Below are 24,211 nucleotides of genomic sequence, written 5' to 3'. Positions count from 1 at the left end.
CTTTCTGTTTCCGTCCGGCTCAATGCCGGTCGGAAACAGCAGCACTTAAAAAACCGCCCCCTGTGAACTGACCCCATAAAGTTGGACGGTTTACATCAGGCGGCTATCTGGGCCAGGGTTCGGTACTCTACCGGACTCAGGCCTTTTAGTTTCTGTTTTATTCTTTCATGGTTGTAATAGTAGATATATCCGTCAATAGCATCCCGTAACTCGCTGATACTTCTATACTCCTCCAGATACAGGCATTCCGTTTTCAGCGTGCCGAAGAAGCTTTCTATCACCGCATTGTCATAGCAGTTTCCCTTGCGTGACATGCTCTGTTTCAGCCCTGCTTCCCTGAGTCGCTTCTGATAGTGCCCCATCTGATACTGCCAACCCTGGTCTGAATGCACCAGCGGATATTCACCTTCACTCAGGACTGACAGCGCCTTACTCAGCATATCGTCTACCATCGACAGCACGGGACGATGCTCCATTTGATACGCCACGATCTCACCGTTATACAGGTCAAGGACCGGGGATAAATACAGCTTTTCCCCGGCAATTTTAAATTCTGTCACGTCTGTTACCCACTTCTGGTTCGGTTTGTCTGCACTGAACTGGCGGTTCAGCACATTACCCGCAGCTTTGCCGTATCGCCCTTTGTAAGAGTTATATTTTTTCCTTCTGATACAGGATGTTAAATCTAACTGCTGCATCAACCTCTGAACCGTTTTATGGTTCAGTAAACTCCCTTCCCTGCGACCAGCCAGCGTGATCCGCCGGTATCCATATCGCCCTTTATGCTTATGGAACAGCGTTAAAATCCTTTGCTTATCATCGGCATATTTGTCCGGCTTTTTAGCGCAAGCCAGCTGCCAGTAAAACGTACTTCTGGCCAGCGCCGCCGCTTTTAGCAGGCGAGTCAGGGGATACTGCGGCCTTAACTCATTCACAATCTGCGTTTTATCCCGCGTTTCGCCATGTTTTTTTCCCTGAGTAAGGCCTGAAGCTTTTTTAGATAAGCCACTTCAACGCGTAGCTGTTCGAGCTCCTCACGTTCGTCCGGGTTAAGGGGCGTTTGAGAAGGGGGGACTGACTTATTTTCAGGGGTATCCGGCATCGTTTTTTTCCTGCGGCGGTTGTCTGCGAGGGCTGCCAAACCCCCTTCATCATACAATCGTTCCCACTGACAAACCGAGGAAAAAGCAGGGATAGTGAACTTTGCACAGACTTCGCGAACAGACAGATGGTGTTCACGCATATGCAGGATAACGGACTCTTTGAAGGCCGGGGAATAAGTGAAATGCCGGGTAGTGAGTCCGGCTTTGCCATGAAACTTCCAGGCGGCAGACCACTTACGAACGGCACTGTGATCGATACCAAAACGCTTTGCTGTCGCCTTGTACCCTTCGGGCCCGGAAAGATAGTGCTGCACGACCTCAAGCTTGAAGCTGAGAGAATACTTGCTCATAAAAAACTGCACCTTAATCAGTTGGGTGTCCAACTTTTGGGGTGCAGTTCAACTGCGGGGGCGGCAACCTGTCAGGCATACGCCCGTTTCAGTTCCAGCGTCCGGAGTACCTGACCCCACTCAGCCCCATTCAGTGCCGGTATACGCACCGGCTGATGACGGCGCTCACAGCGGGCAATTATTTTGGCCAGTATGCGCAGACGTCGCGTGATGGCATCCTCTGGCAGGGTTTCGCGGATCTGCCGCTGTTGTGCCCTTCTCACTCCCTTCTGCTTTACAAAATATTCCTGACATGCGACGATGAATTTGTCTTTCATGATTTGTCCTCATAACTGACATCTGAATTATCCGACCTGCTCGAACAGGCCGGAGTGAATAAGCAGAGCGCCCGCTCTGCTTTTTTATTACCCTTTCTCTTCGGTTTTCAGCACCTCCTCAGTGATCCGGTTGATGATCTGCTCATGGCTCAGGCTGCTTTTATCCGCCAGCGTGAAAAAACGCCCGTCCACTTCCGCAAAAATATCGGTGACATCCTGGCAAATCATTTCCATGAATTTGAATGACTGCGAGCTGACACCGGCGCGCCAGTTCATCGGCGGGAGCATGTAGAGTTTTTCGGTAAACTCGGCTTCGGTAATTTCGCGAACCGGTTTGCGGGCAGCGGCACGGATACATTCACGTGCTTCATTCAGGGAGATCAGAACGTAATTCCCGCCAAAGGAGTTCAGTGTCTCCAGCGTCTGACCCCAGCCGTTTTTGTAGACGTCGCCATCGAGGTACGCGTCTTCATAGTGAAAACCGCCTACAGGATAAAAAACCAGTGCGCTCATAACGTTATCTCCGACAGTGTGTTGAATTTTCTCCGGCTTCTTTCTGGCGTTTCCCTTTTCTTTCCTTATTCGGAAGCGGGGGAGCCTGGGGCCGTGACTCAAGACCGCCCCGTCCCATCAGTGACAGGCACAAGGGCGTGCCCGAGGCCGCAGCGCAAGCGACTGACCATCGGGAAGACGCGCGAACGGGGGAGGAAACGGGCGTCAGCCTTTACCCTTGTGAATGGCACGGGCCGGGGCAGCGTCTGTCACGGCCACAGGTACACCGCAACACAGGAATAAAAGGGAGCGACAGAAGCGGGCTGCAGGCCCGTTATCCTGAGCGGCCGCCGTGGCGGCCAGTGAAAGCGGCAGCTGCCCGTGGGCAGCTGCAAGCGGGCAGTTCAGGCATCGCTTGCTATCCGCAAGGACAGAGACACCCCGGTGGCTCTGCGGAAGTGGGCGGGGCAGCGCGCCACCCACTGGAGTGCAGGCGACGACCCGGCCTCCGGACGGGGAGCCGAAGGGGCCACGGGGTGGCATGAATTTTTTCAGGCTCTTATTGCTGTTCATTCAGCCAGGTTTCGCGAATTAATACAGTGAACATAAAGTGCAGTTTCTGCCCCTTCCCATGAGACCCAACACTCAATAAATACATCTAATTAAGTGCAGTTATTGCACCTTTTATATTTAATTTTCCTCATATACGATTAAAATCAAGTACAATTTCTGCACTTTTTTGGACATTCAAATGACCGGTTATGATCTGCGATTATGGAGAAAAAGTTTTGGCTGGAGTCGCGAGAAAGCGGCGGAAGAGCTGGGCGTGAGCCTGCGAACTTACAAAGATTATGAAACCAGTTATCAGGTAAAACGCATGGTGGCGCTGGCCGCCCTCGCACTGAGTAGCGAAAATTTACTGTCCACTATGGTGCAAAAGAAGCATCAGGAGCCGCTGCTCACCCTCCTGTGGACGATGCACAACGCCAGTCGTTCGCCGGGGTCACAGGCCGGGCACTGAAGATCCCGCGCTCGATGCGCGGGGTTTTCAGCAGGGCGGCCAAATCAACCCGGGTCCCGGACTTCATCATTGTGATGCATCGCGGCCACATTCAGCAGACAGGCAACACCCTGCGTCTCCAGACGATCACTCAGATGCATCAGATTGGCCAGTAAATCAACTAACATTGTCTCGGCGGATTCGCCGCTCTTATCCAGCCCACTTGCGAGCGCAAACTGACAGAGTACCTGCGCGGCAATGGCGGCACGATCCGCGTTGTCCGGTTCGCGCCCCGGCTGATAGCCTCCCTCACCTGCAATTCTCACCAGTTCATCCATACCAGCCATGGTGTTTTCAGGGGTCATCACGTTCTCATCCTGTGTTAAATGGCCACAGCGTAGCCATTATCATGGTTTTCTTTTAGCCGGGCGCGTGGCGTCCGGCGGCGGGTCAGTCGATTGCGCGGAAAATCAGACTGCTTTCCGGGTGATTAATGATGCTGACATAATCCTTCAGCGCATCCTGACGATCGATAAGCCCCTGACAGGTCTGCGCATACTGGCTCCCCATCTCTGACACTTTCCAGCACAGCTGGTTGAGCACAAACAGCGTCGCGATAATCCCGGCCGCATCGGCTGAAACCTCTGCATCAAAATAGTTTCCCGGGTTCGTCATCTGATACGTGCCGTCTGGCGGGGCGATGTAGCCGGTCGGGCAGGTGGTGGCCATATCGGTCCACGCCGCAACTTGCCCACTGATACCGCGCGGGACTTCATAGAAATTCCACATCCCGCCGTCGTAATCGCTGTGTTTACGCAGGAAGGTCGCGGCCATGCTTTCCCCCAGTGCTGTCGCAAACAACCGGGGCACAAAGGCCAGGCGGCGACGGGGATCGGTAATTTCAGTACGGGTCACCTGGGCGGTGTCAGTCTGAGTGGTTTGATCTGGCGTAGTCATTTTTTCTCCTTCGGCTTCTTTCTGGTGTCCCCTTTTCCATTTTTCAGGAGGCGGGGAGCACGTTGCTGTGACACCCAGCCGCCCCGTTCCATCAGGGGAAGAAACAAGGGCGCAGCCGGAAGCCGCAGCGCAAGCGAACGACCACAGGGAGGGAGTGCGAACGGGTGAGGACAGCGGGCGTCAGCCTTCACCCTTGTTGATGAACCGGAACGGGGCAGCGTCAGTCACAGCAAAAGTGAACACCGCAGAACAGGGTGCAAAGGAGACGCCGGAAAAAACCGGTTGACCGGCTTTCCTTAGCGGTCGCCAGCGGCGGCCAGTGGAAGCGGCACTGCCGTCAGGCAGCTGCAAGCGCACGCAACTCCGGGGCCGGAGCAGAAGGGATCCCAGTACGGAAAAAGGGCCGCCCGGTGACCCGGACAGCCCTTCATAAAGGCGCTTGCTGGCAGACCTTCAACACTATCAGCCTCCTGAAAAGCGGGGGGTCCCCCCCGCTACAGGTTGCTACTTATCGGATTCGTAAGCCATAAAAGCCGCCACCTCCCGCGTTCCGTCCTTATAACGGATTTCGCACAGCGATTTCCGGGTCAGGAATGTGAATATTAACAGCGTTAAACACACGATTAATACGCACCAGATCAGGGCGTTTCGCGGCAGTTTCATAGCTGACTTCTCCTTGCCTTTCGGCGGATAAGCGGCTAATCTGATGTTGTCGAAGCATGCAGATTTAGCCTCATTGGTTAATTGAAAAATTACCTTTGGGGCTTTTCTCTTTCTGCCTCACTACCTTCCAACATTTCTGCCAGTCGCAGGAGGCAAAAAGCCTCAAGCGCCACGCCTATTATACTGCTATCCGCCTCACTCTGACCAGGAATACCCGCTAAAAACTGTCGAAAAGTCAGACACTTTTTGAGGCCTGCACCGTCAGTTTGTTCGGAACATACAACCGTTCCTGCGCCCGGATGACCGCCGGGGTGTCCTGCACCAGTACCTGCAAACTTATGGCAATCACCTGCGGCTGATCACGGCTGTACTGAAACCACGCCAGCGACCTGAGCGACGGGAACCGCCGTTGCCAGTGCCAGAACATGGCCAGCCAGTCCTGTTCTTTCAGTTCCGGATGGCGATCATGCCACTGCACAAAGGTATCCGGACTCTGAAAATTCAGCTCGATGCGCGCCCGCTCAGCATAATGCTGATACTGCAATGCCTCCTGGGCACGACGCCGGGCGTCCTGGCGGCTCCAGGTCGAATGGTATTTATGCGCGGCCAGTCTCACCCGGTGTTTGTTACGTTCGCGGCGGCGAAACGCCGTTTCCGGGAACAGCCAGTCGCCGTCAGAGGTGGAGAGGGGTGACGGACAGTATTCGCCACGGGTACGGATCAGTGTGTTAAATGCCATGTCATAATCACTCAGCGTGGCCAGCCGTTCCGCCGGATCCCACCGGATGCAGGGGATGAGTCGCAGTCCCCTGCCCGACGCTTTCCCGCGCCCGGTCAGCCTGCGAAAGAATGCCGCCGCATACGGGTAAAACTCCAAACCGGAACGACGTGGGGATTCTTCAACGTCGATAATGGCGCCAGTGGCCGCCTGCTGCTCAGATCGTAAGCACACCAGGGCAAGGTGGGCCGGTAGAGTCTGGCCGCCCGTCAGGGCGGCCTTATCCGTTACGCCTGCACATCCTCCGGATACTGCTCCTTTGCCCCCTGACGCAGCTTGCGCATATGGTTGAGCGTCTGCAAGAATGCCCCTTCGTTGCGGGCAATCATCAGCGGGATGTCGACCTTCAGACTGTCCATGGACAGATTTTTCTCGGCGACCACCTTCTCCACCTTGCCGATCATCTCTGCGATGGCGTCATCACTGACTGACTCGTCACAGGCTTCTCGCAGCCACGCATGGGGATTGGCCGGATCCAGACCGAACAGCGCCAGCAGGTGCATGGCCGCCCGGCTCTGTGCCGCCGCATCACATTTCACCGTGCCACTTTGCGCATCAACACAGATACCGTGCCAGCATTCGTGACGGAAAGTCTGAGAGCGGTCCTCACAGATTGTATCCTGCTGACGGTGCGCACGCAGCTGCTGCGCGATAGCCTCCGCATCATGGTGTTCAAGCATCATAGCCGTGGCCAGACCAATGGCATTGACCATCACCCCATGCGTACCGATGGCCATCGTGCGGTAGGTGGAAGCACCCAGCATTTCCGCCACCCATTCCCAGTGCAGCGCGTCCGCCCAGGCACTCCGCAACGTCACCGCCTCATGGCGCAGCGCGGCCGGAACCTCATCACCGGCACGCAGGCCAAACATTTTCCGGGTCGCATCATGCAGCGCCTTAAAGCTGACCAGCAGGTCACTTTTTCCCGGCACCACGTTGTGTTCGTAGTCCACCCGCATCGCCAGGGCGCGGACGCTGACGCAATGTGACGCACCAGGTCATTGACCGGATCTTTATGGTTGTACGCCATTGAAATGGCCGTCGCCGGTTTGGTGGCGTTGTTGTTGGTGTCAGAGAAAAACTGCTGGCGGGTTTCCAGCGGCAGACCCACGCTCAGCAGCAGGGTGATCATGTCATTGGCATCAGGGCGGGCATCGATATATCCATAAATGCCCCCGCTGCGGTGCTGGCCATCGAACAGCTTGATATCCGGACAACATGCCCACGTCGCCTTTTGTGCCTTCGGCGGCGTTAAAGATGACCGCTTTATCAATATTTCCGGTCAGCGTACCCAGGATCCAGTCACGCTTTGTGTCATCCCCCCGGTCAGATAGTTCGTGATTTTGCGTGAACGGACCTGGTTATGTTCGCGCTGCGAACGGGACATCACATCCCCGCTGTTATCGCTGGCCAGAATGCGTTTGAGCATATTCATCGGCACAAACAGCACATACTGCTCGCGGCCTGCCTGACGGCCACGAATGGCTGGGAATTCAAAAAAGTACTCATGGGTCTGGGTGGTCATCATTAGTCTCCTCCGGCTTCATTCTGGCGTCCTCCTTTCCGGTTTATTTCCGGTTGCGGAACGCCCCTCATTGCGCAGACTTTTTGACGGCGAAACGACGAAAAGCAGGGGTGGAGGGCTGATTTTCTGAAGCCGGCGAAAGAAAATCTGACCGGAAAGCGCGAGCGGCCCTTGCTGCGCGGAGGTGCGCTGTCAGTCTGCATCAGCAATGAGAGGGGTTGCGCCGGAACACACAGGGTATCCCCTCGTAAGTAGTCTGAATATCAAAGTGGCGCAATGTCTGCGCAAACGCGTCTGACGATGTCAGCAGCTTGTCGGACAGATACTGCATCAACTGGGTGACAGCCTGGCGATCGTTCATCTCATTCTCCTGTGGGTGACGTGTCATCGGGAAAAACCAGCTCTTTCTGGCGTTCCCCTTTTCAGGGGCGAGTCGTTGTCTCCCGCCATGAGCGACGGGCAACAACGGGCCTCAGGCAAAAATCACGCCCCGGATGCAAGGCCGCAGCGCAAGCGCGCGAACATCGGGAGAGCGTGCGAACGGGCGCCGCAGACGGCGGCTTGAATTTTGACGGCACGGTGTAACCGTTTAAGCGATGGCAGGAGATAACGTCTGCAGGAAGGGTGGACGGGAGGGGGTATCCTTTTCAGGGCCAGCCTCTGGCGGGCCCCGTCCGGGGCGCCGGGAGCTTCAGCTCCCTGGAAGCGCCAGCAGTCACGGGGCTTTGGCCCCGTAGGGTCATTCAGTCAGGAAGAAAACGCCGGAAGCCGTCAACCAAATCACGGGCCGCAAGCTGCTGGCCCCAGTTGCCGATATACCACATGGGGGTCCGGTACGAGCGGTACGCCTTCAGCGTCAGTGAGTTGCCGACCACCACTTCCGCCGGCACGCCCAGATAGGAAAGCTGGAGGTAACACATATGCGCAGCAACCGCATCAATATCGGTGCAGCGCGCATACAGTTTTTGCTGTGGATTAATCCCCTGATCCAGCATCAACTCACAGGCCGCAATCACCATACTGCCCGCCCCGCAGGTGGGCTCATCCAGCGTAATGAAAGGATGCCGCTCCAGCTGCTTCGCCACCTGACTGAAGGTAAGTTTTGCCATAAGCCGGGACACGGCATAAGGCGTGAAAAACTGTCCCATGTGCGTCGATCCTATTTCCAGCTCCATAAAGATTTCCCCGAGGAAGTCCCCCGCACGACAGTCCAGGGCCCCGGCAATACAACCGATGAGTTGCGCCATCCGCGTCATGTCCTCTGCCTGGTAGCGCCCGGCGATGGCCAGATATTCCTCTTCCAGCACCGGCGAGCGCAGAAACGCGTTCTGCATGGCCAGAGTCCCCATGGCAACCAGATCACGGAACACTTCATGCCGGTGATGGTAACGCGCCGTTTCCCCGAACAGGCGGATAAAACTGCGCTGGAATTTCTGGTAACCGGTATTACTGGCGGCATTTTTTCGTTGAACCGTCAGTGGGGCGATATCGAGGGTCAATTGCGTCATTCTGGAGTTCCTTCCATTCCGGCAGTCTGCGATGTGCTCCCGCCATACCGCACAGGACGCAACGGGCCTTCAGGAAAAAATCCAGCTCCGGATGCAAGGCCGCAGCGCAAGCGCGCGACCATCGGGAGAGTGTGCGAACGGGCACCGCAGCCGGTGGCTTGAATTTTTCCGGCACGGTGCGACTGTTAAGCGGAGGGGGGAGTCACTGCAGACAACGTCAGGTAAGGCAGGGGGACGGGCGACGTTGATATTGATGTGCAAAAGCATCGACATTGAGCATTCCGGTTTCTTCCAGCGCAACCAGTTGCTGCTTTTCCTTACTGCACGTTTCACTACACAGTAATTACTACAGGTTGCCACTGCACGGATGAGGCTCTGAGCTATCTTTAAAAAATATCATTCGGAGGCCTTATGTGCGGACGGTTCACGCAGTACAACACACGCGAAGAATATCTTAGCTGGCTTGCTGACGAGTCTGAGCGGGATATCCCCTACGATCCGGAACCCATCGGTCGATACAATGTCGCACCAGGTACGAAAGTTCTGCTGTTGAATGAGAGGGATAACATTCTGCATCTCGATCCGGTGGTCTGGTCGTTTGCGCCAGCATGGTGGGGCAAACAACCCCTGATCAATGCTCGGGTCGAAACTGCCGCAACCAGCAGAATGTTTAAACCTTTATGGACACATGGGCGGGCTATCGTTTTTGCTGATGCCTGGTACGAATGGAAAAATGAAGGTGGGACTAAGCAACCTTACCTGATTTATCGTGAGGACCGACATCCTCTGCTTTTTGCCGCTATTGGTCATCCACCGTTTGAACGAGGAGATGAACACGAAGGCTTTGTTATCGTCACAGCAGCTGCCGATCAAGGTCTCATTGATATTCATGATCGTCGTCCTCTTACACTGACGCCGGCAGCCGCCAGAAGCTGGCTACGACAGGAGACGACAAGCCAGGAAGCAGAAGAGATAACACGGGTAGGAAGTGTGTCGGCAGATGAATTTACGTGGCATGCCGTCAGCCGAGCAGTGGGTAATGTCAAAAATCAAAGTGCCGGGCTGATTGAGTCGATCAATAATTCGTCATAGCGGGGTCTACAAGGAACCACACAGAGTTATCCCCTGAAAATGTGGATAAGTCATCCAACTATTTTTCATGACAAAACAGGAAACTACAGGAAACATTGAAGATACGGCTTGCAACCTCTCAGAATTAACAAATAATACTGTATATATATACACTATTATTTCCCGGAGTTATCCATGCTACGCCCTATCCTCGTCGCTTCAGATCCCTCTAAAATTTTATTGCCGTTGTTTACAGAGAGCTGTCCTGCCGGGTTCCCTTCCCCGGCTCAGGATTATGTCGAGGCCGAGCTTGATCTGAACGAATACTGTATTTCCCGTCCCAGTTCGACTTTTTTTGTCAGAGCCCTGGGTAACTCCATGACCGATATTGGCCTCCACAGCGGTGATTTGATGATCGTTGATAAAGCAGAACGCCCAAAACATGGTGACATTGTCATTGCCGAAATAGAGGGCGAATTCACCGTTAAGCGTCTCCTTCTGACTCCCCGCCCTGCCCTTCAGGCGATGAACCCGGCTTTTCCAACGTTGTACCCCATTCCTGAACAACTGGAAATATTCGGTGTCGTTACAGCCTTTGTACATAAAACCCGAGGGAGCGAATAGTGTTTGCACTTGCAGATGTAAACTCCTTCTACGCAAGTTGTGAGAAGATCTTTCGTCCGGACCTTAGAGGTAAGGCTGTCGTCGTGCTCAGTAATAACGACGGCTGCGTTATCGCCCGCTCGCAAGAAGCAAAGCGGCTGGGTATAAAAATGGGGGTACCCTGGTTTCAGCTAAAAGCAATGCAATTTGCCGAACCGCTTATCAGCTTTTCCAGCAATTACGAGCTCTACGCGAGTATGAGCAACAGAGTGATGTCTCATCTTGAAGAACTGGCGCCGCGTGTGGAGCAGTACAGCATCGATGAAATGTTCCTTGATATTCGCGGCATTGACAACTGTATTGATTTTGAATACTTCGGCAGACAGCTTCGTACGCATGTCAGAATGGGTACAGGCCTGACAATTGGCGTAGGTATGGGGCCGACTAAAACCCTGGCCAAATCTGCGCAGTGGGCATCCAAAGAATGGCCGCAGTTTGGGGGCGTTCTGGCACTGACTTCGGGTAATTGTCAGCGGACCGCGAAAATGCTATCTCTTCAACCGGTGGAGGAAATCTGGGGAGTTGGCCGAAAGATTTCGAAGAAGCTGAACAGCATGGGGATCATGACTGCTTTGCAGCTTTCACATACGAACCCGACCTTTATCCGAAAGAACTTTAATGTCGTACTCGAACGCACGGTCAGAGAACTGAACGGTGAAAGCTGCATCAGTCTGGAAGAAGCTCCTCCTCCAAAACAACAAATTGTCTGCAGTCGCTCTTTTGGGGAACGGATCACAACTTATGAAGCAATGCGCCAGGCTGTCTGCCAGTATGCTGAACGAGCAGCGGAGAAGCTACGGGAGGAACGGCAATATTGCAGGCACATAGCGGTATTCATCAAGTCCTCGCCGTTTGCCATCAATGAGCCTTACTACGGCAATTTGGCCAGCGAAAAAGTGCACACCCCAACTAAAGATACGCGTGACATTATTGCTGCCGCCATGAAGGCACTTGATCGTATCTGGCAGGACGGGCATCGGTACGCGAAGGCCGGAATTATGCTTAACGATTTTACCCCTAGTGGCGTTTCACAACTGAATCTTTTTGATGAAATCCAGCCACGCCCCGCCAGCGATGAACTGATGAAAGTGTTGGATAGAATTAATCATTCAGGTCTGGGAAAAGTGTGGTTTGCTGGCAGGGGGATTACGCCGGAATGGAAGATGAAACGAGAGATGCTAAGCCCGGCTTATACCACTCGCTGGGCTGAGTTACCTGTAGCAGCACTTAGATAATTCTTTAAAGTATTAGTAAACATATCGCTGGATTAGATAACGTTAAATCAGAGAAACTAACTTAATCACAGCTCATCCTCTAACTGCGTTCTGGTTACTGCATCTCTCCATAAATCGAGAACAATTCACAATGGCAAATTGGGACCGTGGTCCCAGAGACAGGTTGGGACCGTGGTCCCAGAGACAGGTTGGGACCGTGGTCCCAGAGACAGGTTGGGACCGTGGTCCCAGAGACAGGTTGGGACCGTGGTCTCAGAGACAGGTTGGGACCGTGGTCTCAGAGACAGGTTGGGACCGTGGTCTCAGAGACAGGTTGGGACCGTGGTCTCAGAGACAGGTTGGGACCGTGGTCTCAGAGACAGGTTGGGACCGTGGTCCCACTTAATGATTGAAGTTAATCTTGGTACTACTTAGCGGAAGATTGAAGATCCAGCAGAACAGCTTCTATACGTTTGACAACATCTGCTGGTAGTACTGAAGTATCCAGGCTGAGGATAAACTGATTTCCTTTGACCCGACTTATTGCGCCCGGGGCATATTGACGCTTGGTCGTCTGTGTACGGTCAGAACTTGATTTTACCTTTACACCATTCAATTCGGTAATGATGACTTCCGCATCCAGTTTTTCACCGCCAGCTTTTCGTTTCGAAATTTCTTTAACACGTGCGAGCAGAGTAGCTTCATGGCTGGCAAAAACTTTGGACAATTCCTCCCCAGCTCGGGCTGATAACTCGCCGGGATGAGAGAAAAGGGCAACCAACTCTTTCGGTAATTTTGCTGTATTCATACATCGGGAAATGATTTTACGGGAAATATGTTCTGCCTCTGAGAGAGCCGATACATTGCCACCAAATTCATTATTAAGCCGCTTCATGTAACGATGACCACGCTCGTAAGCACTGGTAGGGCGATAATCATTCCCCAGCTTGCTTAACGAATCCATCTGCTCATCATCCAGATCGCCAACCAGAATGCGGAAGTCACAGGCTATTAATATCGCCGTCATACGACGTCGACTGCCATCAGCAACCTCGATGACATCAGCAACTTTTCTGCCAAACGCTGGATTTTGTTGGCCAGAAATAAGGAAGGAAGGGATAAGGTCATCCAATGCTTCTTCTGTCAGTAGCGCCTGGTCACGTTCGTTATTGACCCAGACTTTTGATTCCGTTTCAATTTTTTCACCAGAGATTGTTTCCAGCGTGAATCTTACATCCCGACCACAAACTGGTAGCGTGATCGTATTACCTCTGGCCATCGCACTGACTCGCGCAATCAAAGAGTCAACCACTGGTGCAGCGGGTGTTTCAGAAGCATATTTTGAAGTAGGCGTAGTCACGACCTTCGGAATAATAGGTGCACGTTTCATTATCGAACCTCCCAATGAGGTTTGATCAGGCGATCAAATATTTCCGTACACACGGGTTCCCAGATAGCCAGGGCATTTCTCCATGCACCTGTTGATGAGCGCTGATCAATGGCTTGCTCAAACACAGTACGCATACGAATTTGTCCTTTACCTACTTCATCGGTCTCACGGACAACATTTTTTAAAACCATACTTCCCCATGCGTCACGGATTTGTTCTTCCATCCATGGCGACTGACTCCCATTGTTATTACTGTATTTGGTCAGCAGAATTCGTACATCCGGCTCAAAGCCTTTCAGGTCCACGTTCTTAAGTAGATCACGTAGCATATCGAAGAATTGTAAAGCGGAGGTGTAATCGAACAATTCCGCAGGGGTAGGGACGATAAGTACATCTGCAGCACAGACAACATTGATAGTCCCGATACCCAGGTTAGGAGCACTATCGATGACAACCACATCATAATCATGTGCAACTGTCTCGATGGCCAGACGCAACATCATATGGGGCTCAGTCGGTAGTTTACCTGCGTCGTATCGTCCCATCATTTCTGTTTCAATTCGATGAAGCGCCAGACATGAAGGGATGATATCGAGGCCGGGCCAGCATGTAGATTTGACCGCATAACTGGCATCGTCACGTTCACCCAGGTAAAAAGGCAAAAGGGTGTCATCAGCGTGTATATGTAGATCCGGCACCCAGCCGTGATACATCGAAGCAGTGCCTTGCGGGTCATTCCCTTCAACTAATAAAACACGCAACCCTTTGAGTGCAAGATGTTGTGCAAGATGGACTGAAACCGATGTTTTATAAACGCCACCTTTATGGGCTGCTACACCGACAACAGGAGGGAGGGTGTTTTCAGGTCTACGAAGGCGGGTACTAAAAACATCACGCATATGGTTGATTTGTTCAATCGTGTATCCAACACGTTGTTCCACACGTCCACGCATTTCCAGATCAGGATGTGGAAGTCGGCCACTTTTCTCAGCGTCACGAATAGCCTGCGACGATACACCAACCAAGTCTGATGCTTCACCAATACGCCAGCGACGAGTAATTTTTCGCGCTTCGGGGCTATCATCATTGAACTGCGCAACTGCAATAGCCCTTGTCATTTCGTGACCAGCGAAAATGCACTGATCCAGAGTGTCCATTAAACCCATGTCATTAATCCTTTATTGTTTTACTTTGCAATAATTAATTAAATCTTGGAATTTAACGCAAAGCAACATAAAAATTGCAAAGTCCTTTAAATATTGCAAAGTTGGTCACTTAATCAGCAGTGAAAGAATCGCTTATCAAAAAGATAAATCTGGTACAGAACGCAGCGCTCGCCGCAGTCTTTGACTAGCGAAGTCTGTCAAAGCGAGGAAGCGCAATAAAGGAGATGTCGAATATAGCAAGGCCATTCATTTCATCCAGAGATTAGTGGCAAACTGCTCTCAGATAAGCGAATGAGTTATGCACATATTCACTGGTTAGATCCAATAAATAGATCAGTTAAAGATCATATTAAGGATCATAAAGACCACCGATCCGTCTAAAGCCTTACACCACAGGGCTTAAAGACCTGTCACTATCCACTACGATGAGTAAAGGAACCACTACAAGTAGCTCATCAACCACTGTAGATAGTAGACAAACCACTATATGCAGCTATGAATAACCACTATAAAGAGTGATTGCTGATTAGGCTGTGAATAGTTTTGATGATTGTTTATTTTATGAGTCGTTTTTCATTCTATCCACTTATCCACAGGATAGATCCAATAATAAGATCCAAAATGGTCATCAAAGCCCAAATAAGATCACCGGATCGTCTGAGGCCTTATGAGACAAGGCTTTGATGGTGATCGTTATCCACTATGGAGAGTAAAGTATCTACTGTACACAGTAAAACAACCACTATGCAGAGTATGATAACCGCTATAGTAAGTGATAGTATCCACTACAGTAAGTAGGGAGTGACTTTAGCTGTGAACAGCATCGGGATATTTTTATGAGTGAAAAAGGCAAAACTATCAAAGAGATAACTAAGGCTTTCACAGAGATTAATAAAAGAACTGGTGAAGTTGTTAACCTTGTTCCTAACAGTAATAATACCGTACAGCCTGTTGCTTTAATGCGTCTTGGGCTGTTTGTCCCGACCCTGAAATCTACTGCTCGTGGTAGAAAGGGACAGATGTCAACAATGGACGCCACAGAAGAATTGAAACAGCTTAGCCTCGTAACATCTGAAGGATTTGAAAATATTCAGATAACCGGGGCCAGACTAGACATGGATAATGATTTCAAAACGTGGGTTGGGATTATTCATGCTTTTACAAAATTCAAAATAATCGGAGACAAGGTCACACTGCCGTTTGTTGAATTCACCAAGCTGTGTGGAATACCCTCTAGCCGTTCTTCGGCGGCATTACGTAAACGCATTGACTCCTCATTACAGAGGATAACAACAAATACATTATCTTTCTCCAGTAAAGATAAGACCTATCACACACACCTTGTACAATCTGCTTACTTCGATATGAAAGAGGATGTTGTTGTCCTGCAGGCAGACCCAAAACTATTTGAATTATATCAGTTTGACCGGAAGGTACTCCTCCAGTTGCAAGCTATCAACGAATTGGCTCGTAAAGAGAGCGCACAGGCGCTTTATACTTATATTGAGAGCTTGCCCCAGGATATCAAGCCCATATCAATGTCGCGCTTCAGGGCGCGCTTAAATCTCACGTCCAGGGCAATAACCCAGAATGCAACAGTTCGTAAGGCGATGGCACAGCTCAAAGAGATTGGATATCTGGACTATACGGAGTATCAACGTGGTAGAGCTGTGTATTTTCATATCCACTATAGAAGGCCAAAACTACGACCTGCATCAATACCCATGGGATTACCAGAAAATCCAGAAGATGAACTTCCCATGGAAACAGAAGAGCTAGTTGTGACTTCTCTGACCAAAGAAGAACTGGCGCTTCTGGAAAGTCTTCGTGGAAGTAAGAAATAACCTTCATTCATTGCTATCTACTGTAGTGAGTCTTTAAACCTCAATAATGAGGACTAACCACTGTAGTGAGCAATATCACTCTTTCAATTGATAGCTGCAACCACTGTAATGAGCTATTCCTCTCTTTATAGTGGTTACTTCTAACCACAGTTTCATTTACACACCTAAGATAACGGTTTCTGAGTCGCATTTAGTTGCGACAATTGTTAGGTCCCTCAGATTATCACTCTCTATAGTGGTTCTTACTCACTACAGTGGTATGTACTATGCCGAGAGTAAGGTGTTCATCATCTGGTTTATATCAAAGCCAAGAGAAACTACGGACTCCTAGTTCATCCATAATTATAGGTGAGAATCTGTGCATAACTTGTCCTGATAGACACAGTTCCGGCAGATATGGGAAATACCCGAAGTTGAGGGTCGATTGTCACAGTTACGGCGGTGAAGTAAGGAGCGATTGCCAGTCTTACGGTACTCATCTTAAAACTTTAGGCATTTCCCACAGGTCATCGCTGAAGATGAAGAACCGTGCATAATTTGCCCGAAAACCACCATATGGTGATAATAAAAATACCATCCGGAGGCGCTTATGAAAATCTTTACACCCACAACATCTGGTCACAGCCCTGATAATCTGTGGAAACACGTCGGGCTGAACGTATCCGACAGCCTGATGCTGGTTGACGAGATTGATAAAGGTCTGGAAGGCGAAGTGGCCAGCCGCATCGTCTCCTGGGCGCACATCACCCAGGCCGATCTGCGCCGCATGACCGGTATTCCCGGCACCACGTTTAACCGCAACAGTAAAACCCGTTTCAGTCCGGCACAGAGCGAACGTCTGGTGCGGTTCATCCGCGTGCTGGATAAGGCGGTGGATCTGTTTGAAGGGGATAAAGCGGCGGCCCAGCAGTGGCTTAATGAACCGAGCCGCGCACTGGGCTGGAAAAAACCGGCCGACCTGCTGGCGTCCGAGTCCGGCGCCTGGGAGGTGATGAAACTCATCACCCGCCTCGAACACGGGGTGTACTCCTGAAGCTCTGGGTCTGACCAGAACCCGCTACCTGATGAGTGTCTGGACAGGGCAGGGCGCCAGAGAACCCGGGGCCGCTGGAACAGTGTCGGCACCGCCATGGTCTGTACCCCGGAAGCCGCCTCGCTGACCCTGGCCGGGAACCTGGTGCATCTGCATGTCGCAAATCGGCTCGATCCCTTTAACCAGCTGTCGGTGGACGTGCCGGATGAACTCATTCAGGTGACTGAAAAAGACAGCCTGCCGCAGAGCTGGTCGGCATCGGAAGCCCCGTCGGCCCTGGCCGACATCGGCGATCAGTGGGCCAGAAGGGGTGAAGCGGTGGCGCTGCGCATCCCGAGTGCGCTCTCTCCGGTGGAGTACAATTATCTGCTTAATCCGGTACATCCGGAGTACGCGAAAATTATCAGCCAGGTTGTTCCGGTAGATTTCCGCTTTGATGAACGTCTGAAGTAGTCATTTTTCTTTTAGCCACTTCAGGTTAAGCGGTTATCGCGCAGCAGCTGCAGGGCGTCACCCACCGGCAGGGTGAACGTCACGTTCTGACTGGCGGCCACATCGAGCGCAAACACCTTCGTATACACCTCGGTACTCTCATACTTTTCATGCCCCATCAGGGACTGCAGCACCTTGGGTGGCGTGTGGCCATACAGCAGATGCATCGCAAAACTGTGCCGGAACGTGTGCGGGGAGATCTCCACCGTAAAAGTGACGCCGTCACGCGACGCGGCGTTGACCGCGCCTTTCAGCCAGTTCCTCACCGTCCGGTCCGTGACTCGCCACACCGGCATGGCGCGTTTTTCTCCCGTCAGCGTATCAATCTCAAACTTCTCCCGGGTACTGGCAAACAGATTGCGCATCTCCCGCACATAATCCCCATCGGACAGGACTACCACCCGGTTGGCAGATTTCCCTTTCTGCGGACGACCACCGCCGGTGCGTCGCTGCTTGGCGGTGCGGATCACCACATGCGGAATGTCATCGTTCAGCCTGAAGTCACGCCGCCTTAACGCCAGCGCTTCATTGATGCGTGCGCCGGTGTTCCACAGCGTGTTGACCAGACCGTGCTGTGTCCAGTCCGGCAGATAGTGGAGCAGGGCGGCCACTTCCGGTGCCAGCAGATATTTCGGCAGCTCGGTGTAATGCAGGGCCATACGCCGCAGGGTGATTGCCCGACCGTAATCGGGCATTCCACCGGACAGAACCGGGGCATTCAGGGTGACAGGATGCAGGGACATGACACCTCATGGTAAAGGATGCGCTACGTAAAATCTGACGGGTGCCAACCACGGAAACCTTTCAGAATTCACGTAGCGCAATCTGGTGAAAAACTGCGTCTATTTTCGCCTCCATGACGCCGCTGCGCCACTGAATAAACCCGCAGAGGCAGGCAGGAAGTATTTCCGCTTTCCAGCAATATACCAGAAAGCGGAAAAAGAAAAATGGCAGGCCGGATCGGAAAAGGATCCTGATGTGATCCTTTTAGCCTGGATGATGGGGTGGAAAGCAGGGAAGGGCACAACATCCTGGGGAAAAGGGTGTAAATCCCCCGGATGGTGCAGGCTGCCGGGAATGACAGAAAACGGAAAGGCCGTATAACCGAGTCAAACCTCAACCTTCTTACTGCTGTTTTCTATTGGTTCACACTTAACCGCGATGAACCTAATTTTAGCGAAGCAAATAGATCAATAACGAATTACATCATTGGTTATTACAGCCAGCTCAGGCCCCACCAATATAACGGTGGCTTAACACCCAATGAATCAGAACGATTGTTCTGGAAAAACTTTAAAACTGTGGCCAGTTTTTGTTGACCACTTCAATATTACTTCTGTCGCTGCCAGTCAGCACCGGTTTTTGGAAGGAGATGGATTCCACCTTATTATCGAAAAAGGATATTTCCTGCTAAATATTCTCTGCAATAACAACCCTACACTATTCCCTTTTGAAGTAAAAATCAGGTGCCACAGCGAGCTGATAAATCAACGATTGACATATGTCAATCGATAATAGGAAGTATATATAGTCTCAAATGAGATTTCACGTTCATTGCATCGGAGTACAAAAGGATTAAAATTTATTTCGTAGGGATGTGTGTCTATCAATACAAATAGATAAATTCAATATACATAATTATTTAACAAGGAATGAAATAATGAAAAAACATTTATTGGCAATGACAGTGGCGACTTTAATGACAACCGGTTTTGCTGCTAGCGCAATGGCTGCCTCTTCAGCAACAACTGTTCCTGGTGGGACTATTAACTTTATCGGGACAGTTGTAGATGCAGCATGTTCGGTAAGTGCTGATTCGCAGGATCAAACAGTAACTTTGGATCAAGTACGTACCGATAAGCTGACTACTGCAGGCCAAGCTGCGGGGCAGCAGAAGTCTTTCAATATTTTACTGAAAGACTGTGATACTTCGGTAAGTACAAATGCAAGCGTTACTTTCGAAGGTCAAGCAGACAAGGATGTCACGACTGCACTGCAAAATACTGCTGGTGCGGGTTCTGCAGGTAATGTTGCGCTCCAGTTGTATGGACCAGATGGTAATGAGCTTTCATTGGGTGATAATTCTGCAACTGTTAAATTATTAACAGGTGATACAACTATTCCACTGAGCGTTGATTATGTTGCAACTAAAGCTGCTGCGACTCCTGGTGCAGTTTCTTCTATTGCAACATTCTCTATTAACTATTCTTAATAGTTAGTTCAGATCTTATGTAATACATAAATTACCAGCTGTGCTTGCGCACAGCTGGTAAAAGTTAATTTAGAGTTAATAATAATGCCGAACTCACTAAATAAAAGAATCTCCATTACACGTCAAGACCGTTATTTAAAATTATTATCAATTATTGCATTAACAACTGTTTTTGTATCAGCATTTTGCCCTTTAGCACATGCAGGTGGTATTGCGCTAGGTTCAACCAGAGTTATATATACACAAGGTAATAAGCAAGCATCATTACCCATAATCAATTCAAATGAAAATAATACATATCTGATTCAATCTTGGGTTGCGAAAGAGAACGGTCAAAAATCAAGTGACTTCGTTGTTACTCCACCGTTATTTGTTTTAAAATCAAAAAAAGAAAATATCCTTAGAATAATGTATGTAGGTGCAGAATTACCTACGGACAAAGAGAGCGTGTTTTATCTGAATAGTAAAGCCATTCCTTCAATTGATAAGGATAAGATGTCGGGTAATAATTTACAAATTGCAACGCAAAGTATTATTAAAATATTTATCAGACCCAAAAATCTGCCATCGAAATCTACAGAAGCGCCGAGCACTATCCGATGCCAGGCTGCAGATGACACTATAAAAGTACAGAACCCATCACCTTATTACGTTACCTTGGTGAACTTCAAAATCGGCGAATCTGCTATTAAGAATACCATGGTTGCTCCTAAGAGTGAGTTAAACGTAAAAGTATCTAACGGGGCGAAAGGAACTATAAAATTTCAGACCATAAATGATTTCGGTGGAAATACCGCGACCCAGATATGTAAGTCATAATAATTTATTCTAAAAAAGAAATCATCATGCGGGTTAACGACCTGACGATTAGCTATTTGTTCATTTATTGAGAAATGAGTATGAAGATCAGTTATTCCTCAATCATTATCGTTATCGGCATATCATCTTGCAAGGTTTATGCTGATAACTATTTTAACCCAGCGTTCATTGCTTTGGACTCGGCTTCTCCTGTCGCCGACTTATCTCGCTTCACAGACGGCAACAATCAATCACCCGGTACTTACCTTGTAGATATTTATTTAAACAAAACATTTGTAAGTACAGACAACATTAACTTTAAGGCTGCAGGAAAAAAATCCAGTCATACTGATGACACTGGCCTTGAAGCTTGCATGACTAAAGAGTATTTACAGAGTTTAGGTGTAAATCTTGATTTATATCCCCGGTTTAAGGATGTAAAGGAAAATGGATGCATAGATCTAAGTGTAATCCCAGATGCCAAGTCCGAATTCGATTTTAACGATCAGAAACTGGACATCAGTATTCCTCAGGCAAGCATAGTTAATAATGGTCGAGGTTATATACCACCAAGTCAATGGGATGAGGGTATCCCTGCATTTTTAATGAACTATAACTTTAGCGGTTCAAATAGTAGCGATCGTAATGACCAAGGCAATGCGCAAAATAATTACTTTCTCGGATTAAGTGGGGGGGGAATTTAGGCGCCTGGCGTTTACGAGATCACTCAACTTTTAATTATAATAACAACAGTTCTGAAGGTAGAAAATCTGAGTGGGAGCACATAAGCACTTATCTTCAAAGAGATATTATTGCACTTAAAGGTGAGTTAACAATTGGTGACAGCTATACTCCCAATGAAATCTTTGACAGTCTCAGCTATCGTGGTTTCCAATTATCATCAGATGATAATATGTTGCCTGATAGTCTAAGAGGATTTGCACCTACAGTGCGTGGGATTGCTAAAAGTAACGCACAGGTAACCGTAAGACAGAACAACTATGTTATTTACCAAACTTATGTTCCGCCAGGGGCATTCGCTATTAATGACTTATTTCCAACATCATCAAGCGGCGATCTTGAAGTGGAAGTAAAAGAAAGTAACGGTTCTGAAAGTCATTTCACCTTACCATATTCGGCAGTACCTATGTTGCAGCGGGAAGGGCGCGTGAAATATTCAGCTGTTACAGGCGAATATAGAGGTAATGACAGCAACCAAAATGATATAGGTTTTGCACAGGGAACATTGTTCTGGGGTTTACCACATGATGTAACAACCTACGCAGGAACACAAATTGCAAATAATTATACATCTGTTGCCGTTGGGGGCGGGGTCAATATTGGATCGTTAGGGGCAATATCAACAGATGTGACACAGGCATATAGTACTCTTGCAGATGATAATAAATACCATGGTCAATCAGTTCGGTTTTTATATAATAAGAATTTGAATTCAACCGGCACTGATTTTCAGATCATGGGCTATAGATACTCTACTTCAGGATTTTACACGCTCGAAGATACAAGCTATAAACATATGGATGGCTACAAGGAAGATGCTAATGACGATAATGACGATGAACCATTATGGATAGACTATTATAATTTACACTATACCAAAAAAGGAAAATTCCAGGTAAATATCAGTCAGGATGTTGGTGTCTATGGTTCGCTGTACTTGACAGGAAACCAGCAAACATATTGGAATACTGATGAAAATGACATAACGATTCAGTCAGGCTATAACAATACACTGTTCGATGTGAATTATAATATTAGCTATAGCTATACAAAGTCCACAGGGCAAGGTGCTGGAGATCAATTATTATCTCTGAGTATTTCTTTACCATTAAGTAAGTGGCTATATGGACAGCAGAGTGTAAATCACGAGAATAACAATGCATATGCTACGTATAGTATTAATACGGATAAACATGGGAACTCTTCTCAAACGACAGGAGTAAATGGTACTTTACTCGAAAATAATAATTTGAATTACAGTGTGCAACAAGGTTATGCAAATCATGGAGAAGGGTCGAACGGTAACATAAACCTCAGCTATGAAGGAGGCTATGGGAATTCTAATATCGGTTTTAACTATGATGATAATGGGGATTATCAGCAAATCAACTATGGGCTCTCAGGTGGGGTTATTGCGCATTCAGAAGGTGTGACCTTCAGTCAGCCTTTAGGCGAAACTAATGTTTTAATAGCTATTCCAGGTGCTAATGACGTAAAAATAGAAAATAGTACAGGGATTAAAACTGACTGGAGAGGTTATACAGTGGTTCCGTATGTTACAAATTATCGACGGAATCGTATAGCTCTTGATACTAATTCTTTAAGCGACCGTATTGATATCGATGATGCAGTATCTATAGTTGTTCCGACTAAAGGAGCTGTAGTTAAATCAACTTATAAGGCCCATGTTGGTGTGCGCATACTCTTAAATCTTGCATATCATGGGAAACCAATTCCATTTGGCGCCATTGCCACAAGTGGAAATACGGTGGGTATCGTAGACGATGAAGGATTAGTTTATCTTTCTGGTATGAAAGAAAATGGCGATGTGTCTGTTGTATGGGGGAAAGACAAAAACTCACAGTGTGAGGTCAGGAATTACTCTATACCTGCATCTGAAATTAAAAAGTCTATAGCAAAAATTTCTGGGGTTTGTGAATAATGGATAAAATTAGTTCTGCAAGAAGACTATTTTCTTTCGTCTCATTAATAATACTTTCCAGCACCGCGATTGCCGGAATGTCAAATATGACAGTAGACAAAATTGTGCCAAATGCAGATGGTACTTTCCAGATGACATGGAAGTATAGTTATGCCGGTGAATGTGCGGAGCATTCAGCATATTTAGATTTGGGAACAATGATCAATGCTGATGCTATACGATGCAGTGTGTCAAAAACAGGGAATGTAAAACCGGGTGGTAGTTGTTCCATGTGGAGAAATGAGATCGGGGTAAGTGCAGCAGGGAGCGGTGGGTGGGCGCAAGGGCTGAATTATACTGCAACAGCAGAACTGAGTGGTTTGGTTGCGCTTGGACAGCCAGGGACTCTTAACTGGCATTCGTCAGGATCTACAGCTAGCGGAGGGGGAAAATGTGAGGAAAGTGGTACCGTACCTATACCTCCTTTGCCTGTTCCGACGACATGTGAAGCAAGTATATCATCAGCAAATGTAAGTTTGGGTGATTGGTTTTTGAGTGATCTACCTGAAGTTGGATCATCTACAACGAAAAAAAGACTCCCGTTGGGAATATATTGTGAAGGGGATGGCGCTCAAATTTCAACCAAAATTAACGCCATAGGTGATAGTAGAAATCCACTATATTACATAGCATTAGACTCAGGCTTACCAAATGAAGCTAGCGGAATGGCTATTGTTATAAAAAATGACAAAGACATTCCGTTGCAACTGAACACAAAATTTACAGCTATAGTGTCTGCAATATCGGGTTACAACGATTTAGGATGGTCTGCTCAATATGTACGAGTTGCTGATAATATGTCAGAAGGTGCAGCAAATGCAGGGATTTCAGTAGCGATTTCATATGATTAAAAGAGTATAAGACAAATTACACTGTCTAAAGAGCTACGTTTGTTAATAGGAATTATTTTAAG

General features: G+C 49.0%; 26 protein-coding genes and 3 pseudogenes. 14 read left to right on the top strand and 15 right to left on the bottom strand.

The features are described from left to right. Positions 1–95 precede the first annotated feature (95 nt). The 3 genes from AC0IWZ_RS23755 to AC0IWZ_RS23745 all read right to left on the bottom strand — a co-directional run bounded on the left by AC0IWZ_RS23755 (position 96) and on the right by AC0IWZ_RS23745 (position 2,283). Positions 96–1,453, bottom strand: a protein-coding gene (locus AC0IWZ_RS23755) for an IS3 family transposase (protein ID WP_471678448.1) whose coding sequence is annotated in 2 segments (ribosomal slippage) — positions 96–991 and positions 991–1,453 — 1,359 coding nt in all. Because the reading frame shifts where the segments join, the coding sequence is not laid out codon by codon here. A 71-nt stretch (positions 1,454–1,524) separates the two neighbouring features. Then, entirely contained in the window at positions 1,525–1,770 is a 246-nt protein-coding gene (locus AC0IWZ_RS23750; protein WP_471679203.1) for a hypothetical protein, read from the bottom strand. Between the two features lie 87 nt (positions 1,771–1,857). Further along, positions 1,858–2,283: a hypothetical protein gene (locus AC0IWZ_RS23745; protein WP_471679202.1), complete on the bottom strand. Its 426-nt coding sequence runs from the start codon at positions 2,281–2,283 to the stop codon at positions 1,858–1,860. Between the two features lie 730 nt (positions 2,284–3,013). Between AC0IWZ_RS23745 and AC0IWZ_RS23740 the strand changes: the two genes are divergently transcribed. Next, positions 3,014–3,283: a helix-turn-helix domain-containing protein gene (locus AC0IWZ_RS23740; protein ID WP_471679201.1), complete on the top strand. Its 270-nt coding sequence runs from the start codon at positions 3,014–3,016 to the stop codon at positions 3,281–3,283. A gap of 44 nt (positions 3,284–3,327) precedes the next feature. On the opposite strand, the gene AC0IWZ_RS23735 is transcribed toward AC0IWZ_RS23740, so the two are convergent. From AC0IWZ_RS23735 to AC0IWZ_RS23695, 9 genes and pseudogenes are all read right to left on the bottom strand, one after another. Beyond that, the gene (locus AC0IWZ_RS23735; RefSeq protein ID WP_471679200.1) at positions 3,328–3,630 is read right to left on the bottom strand and encodes a hypothetical protein; all 303 of its coding nucleotides are present in this window, start codon (positions 3,628–3,630) and stop codon (positions 3,328–3,330) included. 82 nt (positions 3,631–3,712) lie between these two features. Further along, the gene (locus AC0IWZ_RS23730; protein WP_471679199.1) at positions 3,713–4,219 is read right to left on the bottom strand and encodes an antirestriction protein; all 507 of its coding nucleotides are present in this window, start codon (positions 4,217–4,219) and stop codon (positions 3,713–3,715) included. A 504-nt stretch (positions 4,220–4,723) separates the two neighbouring features. Beyond that, complete coding sequence (locus AC0IWZ_RS23725) at positions 4,724–4,882, bottom strand: type I toxin-antitoxin system Hok/Gef family toxin (RefSeq protein ID WP_209439646.1); 159 nt, start codon at positions 4,880–4,882, stop codon at positions 4,724–4,726. Next, positions 4,839–4,940 (bottom strand): annotated as a pseudogene (locus AC0IWZ_RS23720) (DUF5431 family protein); the annotation flags it as partial. The pseudogene AC0IWZ_RS23720 and the gene AC0IWZ_RS23725, both read right to left, overlap by 44 nt. Before the next feature lie 177 nt (positions 4,941–5,117). Further along, a complete protein-coding gene (locus tag AC0IWZ_RS23715; protein WP_471679197.1) occupies positions 5,118–5,834 on the bottom strand; it encodes a plasmid SOS inhibition protein A in 717 nt (238 codons plus the stop codon). Between the two features lie 53 nt (positions 5,835–5,887). Beyond that, positions 5,888–6,613 carry a hypothetical protein gene (locus AC0IWZ_RS23710; protein WP_471679196.1) on the bottom strand — a complete coding sequence of 242 codons (726 nt, stop codon included), beginning with the start codon at positions 6,611–6,613 and terminating at the stop codon, positions 5,888–5,890. Between the two features lie 17 nt (positions 6,614–6,630). After that, positions 6,631–7,185: pseudogene (locus AC0IWZ_RS23705) on the bottom strand (DGQHR domain-containing protein); the annotation flags it as partial. A gap of 202 nt (positions 7,186–7,387) precedes the next feature. Further along, entirely contained in the window at positions 7,388–7,573 is a 186-nt protein-coding gene (locus AC0IWZ_RS23700; RefSeq protein WP_471679195.1) for a hypothetical protein, read from the bottom strand. 355 nt (positions 7,574–7,928) lie between these two features. Then, positions 7,929–8,693, bottom strand: coding sequence for an N-6 DNA methylase (locus tag AC0IWZ_RS23695; protein ID WP_471679194.1), 765 nt, complete (start codon positions 8,691–8,693; stop codon positions 7,929–7,931). Between the two features lie 411 nt (positions 8,694–9,104). Between AC0IWZ_RS23695 and AC0IWZ_RS23690 the strand changes: the two genes are divergently transcribed. The 3 genes from AC0IWZ_RS23690 (at position 9,105) to AC0IWZ_RS23680 (ending at position 11,662) form a co-directional block, all read left to right on the top strand. After that, the gene (locus AC0IWZ_RS23690; RefSeq protein ID WP_471679193.1) at positions 9,105–9,785 is read left to right on the top strand and encodes an SOS response-associated peptidase family protein; all 681 of its coding nucleotides are present in this window, start codon (positions 9,105–9,107) and stop codon (positions 9,783–9,785) included. A 174-nt stretch (positions 9,786–9,959) separates the two neighbouring features. Beyond that, entirely contained in the window at positions 9,960–10,388 is a 429-nt protein-coding gene (gene umuD / locus AC0IWZ_RS23685; protein WP_471679192.1) for a translesion error-prone DNA polymerase V autoproteolytic subunit, read from the top strand. Next, a complete protein-coding gene (locus AC0IWZ_RS23680; protein ID WP_471680547.1) occupies positions 10,388–11,662 on the top strand; it encodes a Y-family DNA polymerase in 1,275 nt (424 codons plus the stop codon). Before umuD ends, AC0IWZ_RS23680 begins: the two co-directional genes overlap by 1 nt. A 406-nt stretch (positions 11,663–12,068) precedes the next feature. Here the strand turns inward: AC0IWZ_RS23680 and AC0IWZ_RS23675 are convergent, their stop codons facing one another. Together AC0IWZ_RS23675 and sopA are read right to left on the bottom strand one after the other, a co-directional pair. Beyond that, entirely contained in the window at positions 12,069–13,031 is a 963-nt protein-coding gene (locus tag AC0IWZ_RS23675; protein ID WP_471679190.1) for a ParB/RepB/Spo0J family plasmid partition protein, read from the bottom strand. Next, the gene (gene sopA, locus AC0IWZ_RS23670; protein ID WP_471679189.1) at positions 13,031–14,197 is read right to left on the bottom strand and encodes a plasmid-partitioning protein SopA; all 1,167 of its coding nucleotides are present in this window, start codon (positions 14,195–14,197) and stop codon (positions 13,031–13,033) included. Before sopA ends, AC0IWZ_RS23675 begins: the two co-directional genes overlap by 1 nt. A gap of 836 nt (positions 14,198–15,033) precedes the next feature. On the opposite strand from sopA, the gene AC0IWZ_RS23665 reads away from it, so the two are divergent. The 3 genes from AC0IWZ_RS23665 to AC0IWZ_RS23655 all read left to right on the top strand — a co-directional run bounded on the left by AC0IWZ_RS23665 (position 15,034) and on the right by AC0IWZ_RS23655 (position 17,527). Next, positions 15,034–16,041, top strand: coding sequence for a RepB family plasmid replication initiator protein (locus tag AC0IWZ_RS23665; RefSeq protein WP_471679188.1), 1,008 nt, complete (start codon positions 15,034–15,036; stop codon positions 16,039–16,041). Between the two features lie 589 nt (positions 16,042–16,630). Beyond that, positions 16,631–17,074, top strand: a complete 444-nt coding sequence (gene parS / locus AC0IWZ_RS23660) for a type II RES/Xre toxin-antitoxin system antitoxin (RefSeq protein ID WP_471679187.1) — start codon at positions 16,631–16,633, stop codon at positions 17,072–17,074. Positions 17,075–17,170: 96 nt separating this feature from the next. Then, positions 17,171–17,527, top strand: a complete 357-nt coding sequence (locus AC0IWZ_RS23655; RefSeq protein WP_471679186.1) for an RES family NAD+ phosphorylase — start codon at positions 17,171–17,173, stop codon at positions 17,525–17,527. A 20-nt stretch (positions 17,528–17,547) separates the two neighbouring features. On the opposite strand, the gene AC0IWZ_RS23650 is transcribed toward AC0IWZ_RS23655, so the two are convergent. Further along, the gene (locus AC0IWZ_RS23650; protein ID WP_471679185.1) at positions 17,548–18,309 is read right to left on the bottom strand and encodes a tyrosine-type recombinase/integrase; all 762 of its coding nucleotides are present in this window, start codon (positions 18,307–18,309) and stop codon (positions 17,548–17,550) included. 85 nt (positions 18,310–18,394) lie between these two features. Between AC0IWZ_RS23650 and AC0IWZ_RS23645 the strand changes: the two genes are divergently transcribed. The 7 genes and pseudogenes from AC0IWZ_RS23645 (at position 18,395) to AC0IWZ_RS23615 (ending at position 24,149) form a co-directional block, all read left to right on the top strand. Beyond that, a complete protein-coding gene (locus AC0IWZ_RS23645; RefSeq protein WP_471679230.1) occupies positions 18,395–18,670 on the top strand; it encodes a hypothetical protein in 276 nt (91 codons plus the stop codon). 65 nt (positions 18,671–18,735) lie between these two features. Beyond that, positions 18,736–18,885: pseudogene (locus AC0IWZ_RS23640) on the top strand (IS3 family transposase); the annotation flags it as partial. Between the two features lie 341 nt (positions 18,886–19,226). After that, positions 19,227–19,778: a fimbrial protein gene (locus tag AC0IWZ_RS23635; protein ID WP_471679184.1), complete on the top strand. Its 552-nt coding sequence runs from the start codon at positions 19,227–19,229 to the stop codon at positions 19,776–19,778. Positions 19,779–19,862: 84 nt separating this feature from the next. Next, a complete protein-coding gene (locus tag AC0IWZ_RS23630; RefSeq protein WP_471679183.1) occupies positions 19,863–20,597 on the top strand; it encodes a fimbria/pilus periplasmic chaperone in 735 nt (244 codons plus the stop codon). 80 nt (positions 20,598–20,677) lie between these two features. Beyond that, entirely contained in the window at positions 20,678–21,280 is a 603-nt protein-coding gene (locus AC0IWZ_RS23625; protein ID WP_471680546.1) for a FimD/PapC N-terminal domain-containing protein, read from the top strand. Beyond that, complete coding sequence (locus AC0IWZ_RS23620; protein ID WP_471679596.1) at positions 21,259–23,259, top strand: fimbrial biogenesis usher protein; 2,001 nt, start codon at positions 21,259–21,261, stop codon at positions 23,257–23,259. Before AC0IWZ_RS23625 ends, AC0IWZ_RS23620 begins: the two co-directional genes overlap by 22 nt. Beyond that, positions 23,259–24,149: a fimbrial protein gene (locus AC0IWZ_RS23615; RefSeq protein WP_471679181.1), complete on the top strand. Its 891-nt coding sequence runs from the start codon at positions 23,259–23,261 to the stop codon at positions 24,147–24,149. Before AC0IWZ_RS23620 ends, AC0IWZ_RS23615 begins: the two co-directional genes overlap by 1 nt. Positions 24,150–24,211: the final 62 nt, after the last annotated feature.

This window comes from Buttiauxella sp. AC142 (assembly GCF_979253435.1).
Note: the sequence above shows the minus strand (reverse complement) of the source record. Positions and strands in the feature narration are given on the sequence as shown.